Below are 16,192 nucleotides of genomic sequence, written 5' to 3' on the forward strand. Positions count from 1 at the left end.
AAAAAATTTTTATGAAACTTTTTTTAAGCCTGAGTTTACTTTTCAGTATGACCTTTTTCAAAGCACAGGAACACATTTCCAGCTTCAATGCAGTGACTCTAACGTATAAGTTTCATCCCAAATTTTTCCTCTATGCGGAAGGTCAGCTTAGAGGAAATGAAGATTATACCTATCCGGACTATTATGAAATTAAGGGAGGAATAGGGTATAATCTTACCAAGAATCATAAACCTTTTGTAGGTCTGGGAAGATATGTCAACTACAAAGATCATAAATTAAGCAGAGAGGAGTTCAGGGTATGGCTTCAGGACGTGATTGATTTCAAAAAAGGAGTCGTGAAGTTTGAAAACCGTTTCCGTGTTGAGAAAAGCTGGTTTTATGAACCTGCTACTGATAAAGCTTCTCAAAGAATGCGTTACAGATACCGTTTGAACATCAGTGTTCCCCTGAATTCAAAAACCATTAAAAAAGGGACTGTTTTTGCGAATGCTTATGACGAAATGTTCCTGGTAAGCCCAATGAAACCGACATTTGCCAGAAACAGGGTATACGGAGGATTCGGATATCAGATCGATGATTACTTCGGAATTCTTACAGGTTATCTGTGGCAGCGTGAGTTTGAAGCAAAAGGAAATAAGAATCTGCATTTTATTTATCTTGCTTTAAACATCAACATCGATGGAACCAACCATCCTACAAAAACATATGACTTCCCGGGAGCGGATTAATATTTTTCAATCAGATAACGATAGGCTTTCAGATATTTATTGAATCTTTTAATGTCTTTAGGTGTAAGCTCCCTGTTTACTCTTCTAAGATCCATATTATCACGAAGATCATTAAGCTTTACAGCAACAGCAAGGGGAGACCTTTCGGTTCTTTTGATAAATTCGTCATAATCTTCTTCAGGATCAAATTTGGTCAGGCAGCTGACTGCGAAAATAATGTATTCCGGGAAACCCTCACTTCTTAAATAATCGAAGCTGAACTCTGCCGGATGATCTTCCACTACATCATGGAGTACCCCTACGATCTTTTCATCCATGGTTTTGCCATATTCCATAACCCGCATGACATGGGCAATATAGGGTGCGTGGTATTTATCTGTCTGTCCTTTATGTGCCTTATCAGCTATTTTAATTGCTTTGTGCAGCAGTTCTTCTTTTGTCATTCTATAGAAAAATATAGACTACAAAAATAAAAAAATGCCTCAAAAAAAATAAGGCATTTATAAAGATTATTTTATATTAAACTGAGTTCAGGCTGGAAGTTACTTTTAGTTATAGGTATTGAAGAGTATTGTAAAATCAAATTACCTTAAAAAAGATAAAAACAGTGTTGCCTTATTATTGATAACTTCCCTCTTTCAGCTTCAAATCTGTATAAATAAGAAATTCTTATCTAGGACTGATGTTGGTTTAATAAAATTGACAAAATAAGTTGAAAGTTAGGGATGGTCTGTTTTCATCATTACCATTTTTTTCAATAGGATAATGAGGGTATTTTTCAAATTGACAACAATATTTGGTTAAAATATTACTTGTTAAAATCTGATTAAGCGCTTATAATATTCGTGTTTAAACTACTTTAAAGTGATTTTTTTGGGCTTGAAAAATGAGGGACTTGTTATTAACATTCTTTATTTTTTAATTTATTTAATTATAGATATTTATGTTTTTTTTAAATAACACTTTTTATTGAAAAAAGTGTACGAAAACGAGTGTTTTTGAGGGGTGATTTTTGTGTATCTATTACTATTGATATAAATTGAAATAAGTTTAATCATAATTATAAAAAGGAAAACTATTTATAATGTATGAACGGAGAATTAATTATCTTTTTCAATTAGTCCAATTAAAAAAATAATGATGAAACAAAAATTATTCCTTAAAATTTCATTGCTTATTGTATTTATTTTAAGTATAAATTCTATAGCAGCCCAAACATTATATTGGACGAATTCCACAGGAAACAATAGATGGAGTATTCCTGCAAACTGGAGTGCGGATAACCCTAGCGTAGTTACCACACCTGCTCCTGCAGTCTCACCTCCTACGGCTTCTACTGACGTTATTTTTAACGCAGGAAGCTTTAAGACTGCTACCAACCATATTATTAATCTTGATCTGGCTGTACAGGCTAAAAGCATATTTGTATTAAGCATTGGTGCTGCCAACCAGGTTACGGTAAACGGTGGTGGTATTTTATCTGTATTTGGTGGCATACAATTGTTACCAGAGACCTCTAAATTCTTTTATAATGGAACAGGAAATTTAATTTTAAAATCAAATAGCATGGGTAATATCCTTGATATGAAAGGACAAAACCTTGAAACAACGGTCCAGTTTGATGGAGTGGGTGGAGGATGGCAGTTTCTCACCCCTGTAAATACAAATTCTTCTAAAGGAATTAACGTTTTAAGAGGAAGTGTTGACTTTCACGGACTAACGTATAATATAGGTAATTTTTCATCCTCAACCGGAGGTACAGCCAGAGCGATAGATTTTGGTAATTCTAATTTTAATATTTCAAGTAACACATGGAATATTTCTAATGCCGGCCTTATATCCCTGGCAGGAAAGCCCAATATTAATTTTTTAAACGCTTCAACTTTCTATCATCAGAATACAGGATTGACCAATTTTCATTATGGCTCTATTACCATGGCGAATGGAGCCGGGATAACCTTTCTTCTGAATAACGGAAATTCAAACGAAAGTGACATTGAAGAATTCAATGGATATGATATTTTACTTTCCGGAGGAACCAATACTGTAATTAAAAATTTAAATCTAAATTATGGCTATACAGGCTCACTCCAGGGCAGGAGAATTGTTGTAGATAAGCTATCATTTATTGGAGGAAATACGTGTGATTTATATCATTTTACTGGTGGAAGTATTGCATTTACCAATTTATCTGCTCAATTACAGCCTATTGACCGTCTGTGGCTGAATTCTACAACTGCACAAATCCCAAACGGAAGTGGAGGCTATATCATAGCGTCACCATTGGTACAGGTTAGTAACGGAAAAGACGATGGAGGTAATGCAGGATGGAATATAAGCAGTATCACAGGAAGAAGTTTATATTGGATTGGTAATTCAGGAGAATGGCATAATCCGCTTAATTGGTCATTAACTTCAGGTGGGGTCTCTTTGGGGGCTTCCGGGTGCCCTCCGAATATTACGGATAACGTCTTTTTTGATGCCAACTCATTCAATGCCAATAATCAGGTTATGACCATTGGGACTAGTACAGACGCTTACTGTAACAATATGACCTGGGCAGGATTGGATCAGACCGGAATAGATTGGCAGGGAACAAAATCCCTGAATTTAGGGGGAGACATCACTTTAGATCCTGGTATGACAGAATTTATCAGCTATAATCAACAAATAAAATTCTATGATAAAGTTGAAGCAAGAGTTGATTTTAAAAATGACAGCCAGAACAGGAAAATGTCCAATGTAACATTTTATGTACAGGATCAGGCAAAGGTTAATCAGGTTTCTAATCTGGTTTATATATCTATTATGACGATGGACCGAAATACAGCTAGGGTGTATAACGTTGGTGGTGCCGGCCATACTCTTCAGGTAAAGGATGGTCTGAGAGAAAACGGAACCATAAGAATGAATGATGCAACGATTATTAATGAAGGAACAGGTTTGGCGGTTTATTATAGTATTAACTTAATTTTTAATGCAAATTCTGTCTGGAAAGCAACGGCGCCGGGTACCATACAATACCGTTTTGTAACCAATAACTTTCCTACATTTATACAAACTGATCCGGCGGGAGTATTGAATTTTCAAAACCAGGGAAGTTCACTTCACGTACAAGGAAATTTAACGGTTAACGGCAAAATCAATGATATAGGATCTGCAACAGTAACCGGAACAATGAAATTGTCTGATAATACGCATCAGTTCTCTGATGGGGCAACTATTACTGTGGGGTATTTGGATGCAGCAGGCGATAACTGTGGTATTGCTCCAAAAATTAAAAGCTTATCCGGAGGTCAGTTTAACCTGAATGTTCCTAACGGAAATGTCCTGGCTAACTATGCTGGTTTTTCAGATATTAAATATACCGGTAATGCTGCTCATTTGAACCTTAATGGGCAAGGTACTTTAAATGTGGGTAATAATACCAATATAGATTTCGGATTGCCTGTAGAAAATATATTTTATTGGCGCCCGAATTCTGATGACAATACATATACCGGAAACTGGACCAATCCACGGTATTGGGCACTGAACCAATCTGATGTATTTGGACAGAGCAGTTCTACCGGTTGTATTCCTACAATAAATGATAAAGTTGTTTTTGATAAGCTATCAGGAAATGGAAGTTCAATGACGGTTACAATCAATGACGGAAGGGGAGCGAAGTCTGTAGAATGGATAGACAGTGGTGCTGATGCTATACCGAACAATATGAACTTTTTAATTACAAGCACAGGAAGTCTTGATATTAAAGAGAAAATATCACTGGGAAGTAATATGACACCGTCTTTTGGAGGTGCTCTTAATTTTTTAGGTACCATAAATGAAGATGTACTGGTGGATCTTAAAAATAAAACTATAGGCGGAATGTTCATTGTAAGTTCAGGAAATGTAAGATTACAAAATGGTTTCCTGGGGGGTGCCAGAATAAAAGTAAATGGCGGAGCATTTATTACCAACGGGAAAAATATAACGGCAGCTACATTATGGTCTGTCAATACCCAAAGCCGTAAAATAGATCTTACGAACAGTTCCGTTACATTAACAGCTACAGAACAATATCCGGGGGCACTTGCTGGTGATCCCAGGTATACCTGGAACATACAAAACTCCGTGGGTAATCTGGATTTTATTTCCACAAATTCTATTATTAATATCAAAGGGAATTTTAACCCTAATGGTAGCGGGGGAAGCTATTTTTTAGGAGACGGGCTTGCCTATAAAGACATTCTGTTTTCGTCTGCAGATGGTACGGATAATTATTCTCTTGAATTTTTAGGTAATAATACCGTTGCGGGAATACTTTCTGTACAGGGAACATTAAATGCCAGGCAAAGTTTTACGGTTAATAATTTAAATCTTAAGACTGATAGGAACCATGTGTTTTCCGCAGGGCAGACCACTACATTTCTGCCAACTGGTAATATAGAGAAAAACGGAGATCTGAGTGCTATTCTTAACCTGAGAAGCTCCAATAGCCCGACGTTACACAATTTTGTGAAACAATCAGGAGGAAATATATTCATCTGTAATATAGGAATTATTGACATTCAGGCAACCGGTGTACCTTTTAAAACAAATTCCGTAAGTACATATAACGGTTTGGCGGGTGCTGCTGCAAATCCTCCGGCAGGAACTTCCTGGGATTTTAATTCCGCGACTGCGCCAGCTCAGATTACCCTTACGGATCCTTCGGATGTTCATATAAATTTAGGGGATGAAGCTAAAATAGGATATGAGATAACATTAAATAATACAGGACCTTATCAGACCGTAATTAATTTATTAGGAGTGGCAACCTCATTTACAACCCTCAGCAGCGGAAATGCCACTACAACCGGCAATTTTATACTAACGCCATCTGCTACGGGTGATGCTGTTGTAAATAATTTCAGCTACTTTGATTGTCCGGGGCAGTATGATCCGGGGACAGTGATAGATGGAATAACACCAATAAAAGTACCTCCTGTAAATATCAATGGACTTGCACTGAATGGAGAAACTGAAACTTATCCTTTTTCTAATTTGCCCAACAAGATTTTTGTAATGAATGAAGCTGATAGACTCACGAATGTTGCTACTTTTGGCAATAGAAAAACACAGGTCAGAATACAGGATAAAGTAGATGCCTCTGATACACAAAGTCTGAATAATGTAAAAGTAACCACTCATATAGATGTGGCTGAGATTAATTTTAGTTCAAAAGTATATGCAAAGAGAAGATGGGAGCTGGCGACTACCGGAGCGGGAGGAGCCATTGTAAGATTTTATATTACACAGGCTGAACTTACATCTCTTAAAACAGCAGTAAACAATACTGGTTCCGATTTAGATTTTCTGGCATCATTATCTGTATTTAGATTCAATTCTGGGGTTACTCCATCCGCAGGACAGGTAAATACAGAACAACAAATGCTTAGTTCAGGAATAGCTGCAGAATTGGTTGACGGGACTAACACTTACTATTATGTGGAAGCTAAGCTCAGTGGATTCTCCGGATCGTATGCATTAGGAGCCGCTTTAAATTTGTGCTACAAACCAGCTGCCTCTACAGGAATAACTCTGAGTACTAAGGCAGGTATCACATCACTTGGAAGAGCCGGAGCAAATGATGAAAACTGGCCAATGGTAAGAAAAGGGGGATGGATAGCTCTGGAATCTAAAACAAAAGCATTGGTTATTAACAGGGTTTCTTTCAATAGCTCTAACAATCCTGTTGGTATTGCTTCCGCTGATTTTGTAGAAGGAATGATGGTCTATGATACTACCAATAACTGCCTGAAGCTATATACTTCTGTAGATAACGGGATTACTTTTGGATGGTATTGCTTAAATACCCAAACATGTCCTGATTAAAATAATTCAATTTTCCGAAGGATAATTTGAAGCTTTGGAATATTTTTTTAACTAAAATCTCATAAAATGAAAAAAATAATTTTAAGTATTATGTTTTTTTCTCAAATCTTTATCAATGCTCAAGTCGCAATAGGGAAAAATACGGTAACTAATCCATCAGTATCATTAGAATTTTCTACTGTTGAAAACAGAGGTTTGATATTGCCTTATGTAGAAAATAAAAATGGGATTACCCAAAATGGAAGTATGATATATGATACCACTGATCATAAAGTTAAGATTCTTAAAAATGGTACTTGGTTTGATCTGAGTGTAGATAATACAGGAAACGCTGATATTACCATACAAACTTCTAAAACGGAAAATTTGAATGCGAAGGTTAATATTGGAATTCTTGGTGCCGCACAGGGAATTTTGGTTTTAGAAGATAATAATAAGGCTATGGTATTGCCAAAAGTAGCGAGTCCTCATTTGAATATCATTAACCCATCTGCAGGAATGGTTGTTTACGATACTACTAAGCGTCAAATGGCTGTATATAACGGTACCGTCTGGACATTCTGGATGCCATAATTTGAATTTATAAGACAATATTATAATAGGTAATGCAGTTTTCAAATTAATTGAAATAGTGGGAAAAGTATTTTCAAACATTAATTTCAGTAATAGTTCTATCATCTTGTAGCGTATATAAGAGAAACAACTTTGAATACAGAAGTAGTGAAAAAGTTAACAAAAATAGCAATAAACATTTTTTTACAAAGCAATTTAAAGATGGTGTTTTTTATAAATGTCTAAAATATGGATATGGTGAGAATTTAAATTTTCAAATAGGTCAGTTGATGGCTCAAAAAGATTTATTTAGTCCATCTGATGATCCTGACTCTAAAATAAATAATATCCAAGATAGTTTAGCAAAGAAAATTATAAATAATTTACCTCCTGTTTACTTGCATGTTGAAGATGAAAGCACAATTAAAGGAAAGAATTTTATAATCTCTACATGTCTCTCTTACTATGAAAGTAAAGAATTAAATTCCCTTGCACAAAAACTTTACAAAGAAAAAGTTAAGCATGAAAAACAAATATGGGGTAATTAGGTTTAAATAAAATATGGGAGTTTCAACCATAAAAATATAGTATGAGATCATTTCTTTGTTTTATTGTTCTATTAAGTTCTTCTTTCCTGTATGCTCAGGAAATCTCAAAAGTTGAAAAATTAAAAATCGGTAATTATGTTTATAGTAATTATCTGTATCCCTTTTTCAACTATGAGCGAAATATAGATGGAATGTCATTTTATATAAGATTAAATGATAAAAAACAGTTTTTAGGAACCGCAATAACTTATAGAAGAACAAATTCTTCTAAAAATTATGAAAAGAAGGGGAGTAAAGAACTGCCCCCAGATGTGAGATCTACCTATAAAGATGGAGTTATTCTGAGTGAAGGAAAAATTGATATCGACGAAAAAAATAAAATGATTACCATTGTTGAAAACACATTCACAAAAGATAATGGATTTGAAAATGAACCAGATTCTGTAAAACGTGTTTACCGACAACGAAAAGATGGTCTTTTCAATTTGATTTTACTTACAGAATATAGAAATGGGCAGGAAACGATTATTGTAAAGAAATAATACTTTAAACAGTCGTTATGGGAATTATAAAAAATAGATACATATACTTTTATTATTGATGAGTATCAATATTTACTCGCAAACAGTAGACGTTAAAAAGAGTGATTCTATTGTATTAAGAAAAGCAAATAGTAAAAATGAATACTACGTTATTTTATTTAATAAAGAAAATATTAAATATAATAAAAGCAACGGATTTAAGTACGATACTATTCCCCATATAAAAACAGTCATAAAATGTAAGGAATGTAAAGAAGAATCTTACGGATTTTTGATAAAAAAAATAAAAAAGAATAAGAAAAGGCAAGGCTCTATTCGTACACTTGAAGATTTTTTTAAAGATAGAACAGGTTTTAACTTTGGAGGTGGTTACTTTCTAATTAATGGTCACTATTGTAAAAATTTAGGGATGCCAATAGAATAAATCGAAATAACTTTTTCTACATCTACCTGAAAAATAGCCGGTTTTTAAAGTCTGTCCCATCATAAAATAAGTTGATTAATTCTCAACTTATTTTGGATTGACTTTGGTTTTAGGTGTTTCAGGAATTTCAGGTTTAACAGGGTTGAGGACTTTATATTTTAAAAGGTCGATTTTAGGTTCTTTTAATGACATATAGAGCGAAGTATCTGGTTTTACAGTTAGGATTTTATACAGGTCTTTATATTCTTTTCTGGAGGCAGCATTTAGTTTTTCAACAGACAGGATCTCCGGCTTCCCCTGTTTTAAGATCTTAAGAGTATCTGTTTTGGGTAGGAGGGGCAGCTTTTCGGTTTTTTGTGCAGAAACGGCTGCTGAAACTAGAATAAGAGGAAATAATAAAGCTTTCATGCGATGTAATTTTAAATTAAAATATTGGAATCTTCTGTTATTCGGAGGTTCCTGATATTATAAGACAACTCATGTCCTCATATTATTACATTGTCTAATGAAAAAAGGCTTATTTGATATGCAGTCTTGTAATGGAATTGATTTTTCTGTCTTTATCTAACCTGAGTTCAAAATAATGATCTTCCTTACTTTTAAGATCCTCAAAAAACAGTTGCTGCAACTGGAGCTGATCTGTAAAATATTTAAAATCTTTGGATAGCTGAAGGCCGGTATCAACTGATGAAACACACTGAACATCGTACATTGCTTCACAATGTTCATTATTCCCGTTAACATCACTTACAGATGCCGTTCCGGTCAAAATTGAAGCACAGCGGAAGGTCAGTATCATATTTTTTGCTTCTTCTTTTAAACGTACATCTGTAGCAAAAACTATAGTATCTGTCTTAATGGTTTTTTCACATACACATAGTTCTTTCCGGAAAGAATTGTCATTTTGAATTCTATGATTTCCATTCTTTTCTTTGTTGCAGGCAGAGAGCATCAAAACGAGTATTGCAGATGTTATTATTTTCATACGTCTTCTTTGGAATGGCACAACAAGATACTGTTTTTTCTGTTGATATTCAATAAAAAAGCGCCTCAGAAAGGTGAGACGCTTTAATCAAATTTATGTATAAAAGACTAATAATTTCCTTTTTCGATATAGTGAGCAGCCACTTTTTCAGTGAGTGCCACTACATTTGGATGGTTGGCATATTTCGTGAATCTTCTTAATCCTGAAAGCATCATTCTCTGCTCATCTCCTTCAGCGAAAGAAACAATTCCTTCTTTAGCTGCAACAATGATCTTTTCAACCGCTTTATAAAGGTTAAGCTGGGCCATAGCTGCTTCTACAGAATCAGGAGCAAAGTGTTTTTCAGCTCTTAATATCGCAGATTCTGCCATATAGATCTGGTTAAGGATCTCCGATGCATTTAATAATAAGTGCTGCTGTTTTTCAATATCCATCATATACTTCTGAAGCGCTGCTCCGGAAACCATAAGGAATACCTTCTTAAGATTAGCGATGATTGATTTTTCTTCACTCATGAATTCAGAATAATCAGGAACTTCAAATGAAGGAATTCCCATTAATTCTTTGCTGATCGCCATTGCAGGAGACAATAAGTCTAGTTCTCCTTTCATTGCTCTCTTAATAAGCATTCCAACCGCTAATAATCTGTTGATTTCATTGGTTCCTTCATAGATTCTGGAAATTCTTGAGTCTCTCCATGCCGCTTCCATTGGAGTATCTTCAGAGAATCCCATACCACCGTAAACCTGGATTCCTTCATCAGCTGTATGCTGAGCAAGATCAGAAACGAAAACTTTAAGGATAGAACACTCTACTGCGAATTCTTCAACTCCTTTAAGCTCTGCTGCCTGATGATCCATTCCTCCTGCTACCAGCTCATCAATTTTATCCTGAATATTTTTTGCCGCTCTGTAAGAACCTGCCTCACTTACGAAAACTCCGGTTGCCATTTCAGCGATTTTCTTTCTGATGGCTCCAAAAGTAGAAATAGAAACGCCAAACTGCTTTCTTTCGTTAGAATACTGGATAGAGTGGTTTAAAATTCTTCTCTGTGCATCAAGACATGCTGCCGCTAATTTAATACGGCCAACATTTAGTGCATTTAATGCGATTTTGAATCCGTTGTTTCTTTCTCCCAATAAGTTCTCAACAGGAACCTTCATATCATTAAAGAAAACCTGGCGGGTAGAAGAGGCACGAATACCTAATTTATGTTCTTCTTCACCGAAAGTAAGGCTTTCAGGGTTTTCAAGCTCAGATCTGTTGATGACGAAACCGGTGATGTTTTTGTCATCATCAATCTTAGCGAACAGAGTGAATGTATCAGCGAAACCTGCATTGGAAATCCACATTTTCTGTCCGTTGATGATATAATGTTTTCCATCCTCGGAAAGTTTAGCTCTTGTTTTTCCAGAGTTCGCATCAGAACCTGCATCCGGTTCAGTTAAGCAGTAAGCCCCGAATTTTGCTCCTGTTGCCAGATCCGGAAGGTATTTGTTTTTCTGCTCTTCAGTTCCGTAAAGAACAATTGGAAGGGTCCCGATTCCGGTGTGCGCGCCATAAGCAGTTGCCAATGAACCTGTAACTCCTGAAATATAATCGCAGGCAAGCATTGTGGTTACAAAGCCCATTCCAAGACCTCCGTATTCTTCAGGAACGGCAATTCCCAACATTCCCATTTCACCAAGCTTACGCATCGTTTCTTCAGTAAGAGCATAATCTTTCTTTTCAAAACGCTCTTTCTGCGGAACTACTTCTCTATCTATAAATTCTTTCGCAGAATCACGAAGCATTTTTTGTTCTTCATTTAATTCTTCAATACTGAAGATTTCGTTTGCAGGAATTTCTTTGATCAGGAATTCTCCGCCCTTAAGTATATTGCTCATTTGTTATTATTTTAAATTTTAGATTATAAATTTTAAATTAGATTTTGTCGTTATAAATTTTCAGATGATGTTTTAATGATTTTAGTCAAAATATTAATAATCATTTCTATTTCTTTTAAATAAGGCTCGATGTCAATTTGAACAAGACTTGAAGAAGGGTAAAGCTTCAGCCAATATTTTGTTTCTCTAGCTTCTTTGTTTGCAATAGAAAGCTTTGATATAAAATCTTTTTTTAGACTGAGCTACAATAGCTTCTTCTACGTTTGCTCCGATAGAAGTTCCGGAACGAAGAATTTGTTTTGATAAAATAAACTCATTTTGAGATTTACATTCAGTATAAAGTTTTATTATTCTTAAAGCAAATTCAAATGTTTTTATTTGGATCAAATTGTCTTGTTTGAAACTCATCTAAAATTTATAATTTAAAATCTATAATTAATTAAAGTAGTTCAAAAATAGAAGCCGCTCCCTGGCCCGTTCCCACACACATGGAAACCATTCCGTACTTGTTGCCGCGTCTTCTCATTTCGTCAAGAAGCTGAACGGTAAGTTTAGTTCCGGTACATCCAAGTGGGTGACCTAAAGCGATGGCACCTCCGTTTACGTTCAGGATATCTGGATTTAAGCCTAATTCTTTCTTAATTGCTACCGATTGAGAGGCAAAAGCTTCGTTAAGCTCAATAAGCTCGATATCTTTTAGTTCTAAACCTGCCTGTTTTAATGCCTTTGGAATAGCGTAGATTGGTCCCATCCCCATGATTCTGGGTTCAAGACCTGCTGCTGCATAAGCCACTAATCTTGCTTCCGGCTGTAATCCTAATTCTTTAACCATTTCCTCGCTCATTACCATTACGAAAGCTGCTCCGTCACTCATTTGCGAAGAGTTTCCGGCTGTAACGCTTCCTCCGTTGGCGAATACAGGTCTTAACTTTGCTAAACCTGCAAGAGACGTATCTGCTCTTGGGCCTTCGTCCACAGAAAAGTCAAACTTTTTGGTCTGCATTTTCTGATTTTCGTCTAAGAAGTTATATTCTACAGGAATAGGAACAATCTGATTGGCAAATTTCCCTTCCTGATTTGCTTTTAAGGCTTTCATATGGGATTCAAAAGCAAACTGATCCTGCTCTTCTCTTGATATATTATATTGTTTAGCTACTTCTTCAGCTGTGTAACCCATTCCCCAGTAATAATCAGGGTTGGTTTTTGCGATATCCGTTTCCGGAACCGGCTTATAACCTCCCATCGGAATATAAGACATAGATTCTGTACCTCCCGCGATAATACAGTCAGCCATTCCTGCCTGGATTTTCGCTGAAGCAATCGCAATGGCCTCACTTCCTGATGCGCAGTATCTGTTTACGGTTACTCCCGGAACTTTATCTGTATTTAATCCCATCAAAGAGATCAGACGGGCAACGTTAAGCCCCTGCTCAGCTTCAGGCATTGCATTCCCCACGATAAGGTCATCAATTCTGTTTTTATCTAATTGCGGAAGCTCTGCCATTAATTTTTCAATAACGGTAGCTGCCATTACATCGGGTCTTGTAAATCTTAAACTTCCCTTTGGAGCTTTTCCAACGGCCGTTCTGAACCCCTTTACTATATATGCTGTTTTCATATTTTTTGTTTAATTAAATTGTTTTTGAGAAATTTTGCCTCGTAGAGGTAAACTGTTCATAGTTGTATTGTATTGCAATTTGGGGAGCTCCGTAGGAGCGACCTGTTAGTCTTCAATCCATTCAAATAAATATTTCGGATCATATTCAATTTCAAATTTTGACATAAAATCCAGATATTCTTCTCTAAAAGTTTTCTTTTTATGATGTTCTTCCTGTTTTAAAATATATTTTACAACAGAATCAACACTGCTTTTAGAATAAGAAAAAGCTCCGTACCCTTCCTGCCAATTGAATTTTCCATTGATCCATCCTTTTTCATTGATGAATTTTGAAGAACCCGCTTTTATATCTCTTACTAAATCTGAAACTGACAATACAGGATTCATGCTTATAAGAATATGAACATGGTCGGGCATTGCAAATACAGCGAATAATTTTTGATTTCTGTTGCTAATGATACCTGTGATGAATTTATGTAATTCCTCCCTGTTTTCTTTTGAAATCAGGTTTTGTCTTCCTTTTACTGCGAAAACAATTTGAATATAAATTTGTGTATAGGTATTAGCCATAAAACTAACAGGTCGCCTCTACGAGGCTCTGCAAAATTGTAAATTATTCATAGTTATTAACAGTTCGCTCCTACGGAGCTCCCTATTAATTTCTCAACGGTTTACCATTTTGTAACATATACTGAATTCTCTCAAGAGTTTTTCTTTCGCCGCAAAGCTGAAGGAAGGTTTCTCTTTCAAGGTTCAATAGGTATTGTTCCGTTACGACAGTTGGTTCAGAAAGATTTCCTCCTACCATTACGTTGGCTAGTTTATCTGCAATTTTCTTATCGTGTGCGGAAATATAATTTCCTGTAAGCATCTGGTCGGTTCCTACGTAGAACATTCCTAATGCATCCTTACCAAGAACTTTAACTTTTTGCTCGATGGGTTGAGTATAGCCTTGTTCTGCCAATAGTTTGGCTACTTTTTTAGCTTCGGCGATTTGTCTGTTTTTGCTTACGGAAACAATGTCTTTACCTTTTTCAAGGATTCCCATATCGTAGGCTTCATAAGCTGAAGTAGCAACTTTACCCATAGCGATATTCATGAAGGCCTCACGGAGTCTGTTGTTTTTAACATCATCGTTGTGGAATTCTCTTGAAGTTCTTAAAGTCAATTCTTTTGTACCGCCACCGCCAGGAATTACACCAACACCTGTTTCTACAAGTCCGATATACGTTTCTGCTGCTGCAACCACTCGGTCTGCGTGCATGGTCATTTCGCATCCGCCTCCTAAAGTCATTCCGTGAGGAGCAACTACAACAGGAATAGAAGAGTAGCGTACCCTCATCATGGATTTCTGGAAGTAAGCGATTGCCATATTCAGATCATCCCAGTCCTGTTCGATAGCCATCATAAGGATCATGGCAAGGTTGGCACCTACAGAGAAATTGGCTCCTTGGTTTCCTACGACTAATCCATCATATTCTTTTTCTGCTAAGTCAATGGCTCTGTTTAATCCATCAAGAACTTCGCCTCCAAGAGAGTTCATTTTTGAACGGATTTCGAAGTTGATGATTCCATCACCAAGATCTTCAATTGCAGCCCCTGAATTGCTCCAAAGGGTTTTGTTTTTTCTAATATTATCAAGGATAATGAAAGCATCCTGTCCTGGAATTTTATTGTATTCTCCAGAGTTTTTATCAACATAAATGCTTTGTCCTTCGTCATTTACTTTATAGAACGTTTCTACATTTTTCACCCAGTCTGAAACTTCATATCCTGCATCTTTAGCCAGTTCAATACCTTTTTGAACCCCTACGGCATCCCAGATTTCAAATGGTCCGTTTTCCCATCCGAAACCGGCTCTCATGGCATCGTCAATTTTATAAACTTCGTCAGAAATTTCAGGAACTTTATGCGAAACATAGGCGAATAGTGCTCCTAAAGATTTTCTGTAAAGTTCACCTGCTTTATCTTTACCGCCGATCAATACTTTGAATCGATCAATTGGTTTATCAATAGCTTTGGTTAATTCCAGGGTAGGGAAAGAAGATTTTCCCTGAAGTTCATATTCTAAGGTATCAAGGTTTAATCCGTGAATTTCAGATTTTCCTTCTGCATTTTTCACTTTTTTATAGAATCCTTGTTCTGTTTTTGAGCCCAGCCATTTGTTATCCATCATTTTCTGGATATAGGCAGGAAGAGCGAATACATCATTGAAGTCGTTCGCTTCAGCACCGCTTTGGCGTACACCATTGGCTACCATTACTAAGGTATCCAGACCAACAACATCAGCCGTTCTGAATGTGGCAGATTTAGGACGGCCAATCACAGGACCTGTTAATTTATCTACGTCAGAAACAGTAAGACCTAATTTCTGTACATTATGAAGAAGATCCATCATAGAAAATACCCCGATTCTGTTAGCGATGAAAGCGGGAGTATCTTTGGCTAAAACGGTTGTTTTACCTAGGAATTTAGCCCCATAGTTCATATAGAAATCTATGATTTCCGGATCTGTATCATTGGTAGGAATAATCTCAAGAAGAGGAAGGTATCTTACCGGATTGAAGAAGTGAGTTCCTGCAAAGTATTTTTTGAAATCTTCGCTTCTTCCTTCTGTTAAGAAATGGATTGGAATTCCGGATGTATTAGAAGAAATTAATGTTCCCGGTTTTCTGAATTGTTCAATTTTTTCGTAAACTGACTTTTTGATGTCAAGTCTTTCAACCACAACTTCAATAATCCAGTCTGTATTTTTGATTTTCGGAAGATCATCGTCAAAGTTTCCTATCTTTATTCTGTCTGCAAATTTAGGCGAATAAAGGAGTGCCGGACTCGCTTTTTTTAGTTTTTCAAAGTTTTCAGCAGCAATTCTGTTTCTTACTGCCTTATCATCTTTGGTCAAACCTTTTTTCTGCTCAGCTTCAGTCAGTTCAAAAGGAACGATATCCAAAAGTGACACTTCCACGCCAATATTGGCAAAGTGTGCTGCAATACCGCTGCCCATAATTCCTGAACCAAGAACCGTTACATGTTTGATTCTTCTTTTCATA

13 protein-coding genes and 1 pseudogene are annotated in these 16,192 nt (G+C 36.1%); 6 read left to right on the plus strand and 8 right to left on the minus strand.

Annotated features, from left to right (window positions below):
* The first annotated feature begins 11 nt into the window (after positions 1–11).
* Positions 12–728: a DUF2490 domain-containing protein gene (locus J2Y40_RS16160; RefSeq protein ID WP_153391960.1), complete on the plus strand. Its 717-nt coding sequence runs from the start codon at positions 12–14 to the stop codon at positions 726–728.
* Here J2Y40_RS16160 and J2Y40_RS16165 read toward each other — a convergent pair.
* A complete protein-coding gene (locus J2Y40_RS16165) occupies positions 725–1,171 on the minus strand; it encodes a phosphohydrolase (protein WP_153391962.1) in 447 nt (148 codons plus the stop codon). The two genes, J2Y40_RS16160 and J2Y40_RS16165, sit on opposite strands and share 4 nt — an antisense overlap.
* 697 nt (positions 1,172–1,868) lie before the next feature.
* Here J2Y40_RS16165 and J2Y40_RS16170 point away from each other — a divergent pair.
* The 5 genes from J2Y40_RS16170 (at position 1,869) to J2Y40_RS16190 (ending at position 8,653) form a co-directional block, all read left to right on the plus strand.
* Positions 1,869–6,587 (plus strand): hypothetical protein, encoded by a 4,719-nt coding sequence (locus tag J2Y40_RS16170; RefSeq protein WP_310000083.1) that lies wholly within the window; start codon positions 1,869–1,871, stop codon positions 6,585–6,587.
* A 66-nt stretch (positions 6,588–6,653) separates the two neighbouring features.
* A complete protein-coding gene (locus J2Y40_RS16175) occupies positions 6,654–7,160 on the plus strand; it encodes a hypothetical protein (protein WP_153391966.1) in 507 nt (168 codons plus the stop codon).
* 269 nt (positions 7,161–7,429) lie between these two features.
* Positions 7,430–7,687, plus strand: coding sequence for a hypothetical protein (locus J2Y40_RS16180; protein WP_310000087.1), 258 nt, complete (start codon positions 7,430–7,432; stop codon positions 7,685–7,687).
* Between the two features lie 41 nt (positions 7,688–7,728).
* Entirely contained in the window at positions 7,729–8,229 is a 501-nt protein-coding gene (locus tag J2Y40_RS16185) for a hypothetical protein (protein WP_153391970.1), read from the plus strand.
* A 58-nt stretch (positions 8,230–8,287) separates the two neighbouring features.
* Positions 8,288–8,653 carry a hypothetical protein gene (locus J2Y40_RS16190; RefSeq protein ID WP_310000091.1) on the plus strand — a complete coding sequence of 122 codons (366 nt, stop codon included), beginning with the start codon at positions 8,288–8,290 and terminating at the stop codon, positions 8,651–8,653.
* Between the two features lie 87 nt (positions 8,654–8,740).
* Here the strand turns inward: J2Y40_RS16190 and J2Y40_RS16195 are convergent, their stop codons facing one another.
* The 7 genes and pseudogenes from J2Y40_RS16195 to J2Y40_RS16225 all read right to left on the minus strand — a co-directional run bounded on the left by J2Y40_RS16195 (position 8,741) and on the right by J2Y40_RS16225 (position 16,191).
* Positions 8,741–9,061, minus strand: coding sequence for a hypothetical protein (locus J2Y40_RS16195; protein ID WP_153391974.1), 321 nt, complete (start codon positions 9,059–9,061; stop codon positions 8,741–8,743).
* Between the two features lie 109 nt (positions 9,062–9,170).
* On the minus strand, positions 9,171–9,638 hold the full coding sequence (locus J2Y40_RS16200) for a hypothetical protein (RefSeq protein WP_310000094.1): 468 nt from the start codon (positions 9,636–9,638) through the stop codon (positions 9,171–9,173).
* A 107-nt stretch (positions 9,639–9,745) separates the two neighbouring features.
* Entirely contained in the window at positions 9,746–11,524 is a 1,779-nt protein-coding gene (locus tag J2Y40_RS16205; protein WP_310000096.1) for an acyl-CoA dehydrogenase family protein, read from the minus strand.
* Between the two features lie 50 nt (positions 11,525–11,574).
* Positions 11,575–11,932 (minus strand): annotated as a pseudogene (locus tag J2Y40_RS16210) (four helix bundle protein).
* 31 nt (positions 11,933–11,963) lie between these two features.
* Positions 11,964–13,142: an acetyl-CoA C-acyltransferase gene (locus J2Y40_RS16215; protein WP_153391982.1), complete on the minus strand. Its 1,179-nt coding sequence runs from the start codon at positions 13,140–13,142 to the stop codon at positions 11,964–11,966.
* A 105-nt stretch (positions 13,143–13,247) separates the two neighbouring features.
* Entirely contained in the window at positions 13,248–13,712 is a 465-nt protein-coding gene (tnpA, locus tag J2Y40_RS16220; protein WP_153391984.1) for an IS200/IS605 family transposase, read from the minus strand.
* 85 nt (positions 13,713–13,797) lie between these two features.
* Positions 13,798–16,191 carry a 3-hydroxyacyl-CoA dehydrogenase/enoyl-CoA hydratase family protein gene (locus J2Y40_RS16225; RefSeq protein WP_153391986.1) on the minus strand — a complete coding sequence of 798 codons (2,394 nt, stop codon included), beginning with the start codon at positions 16,189–16,191 and terminating at the stop codon, positions 13,798–13,800.
* Position 16,192: the final 1 nt, after the last annotated feature.

It is taken from the genome of Chryseobacterium sp. 2987, from assembly GCF_031456375.1.
GTDB lineage: Bacteria > Bacteroidota > Bacteroidia > Flavobacteriales > Weeksellaceae > Chryseobacterium > Chryseobacterium vaccae.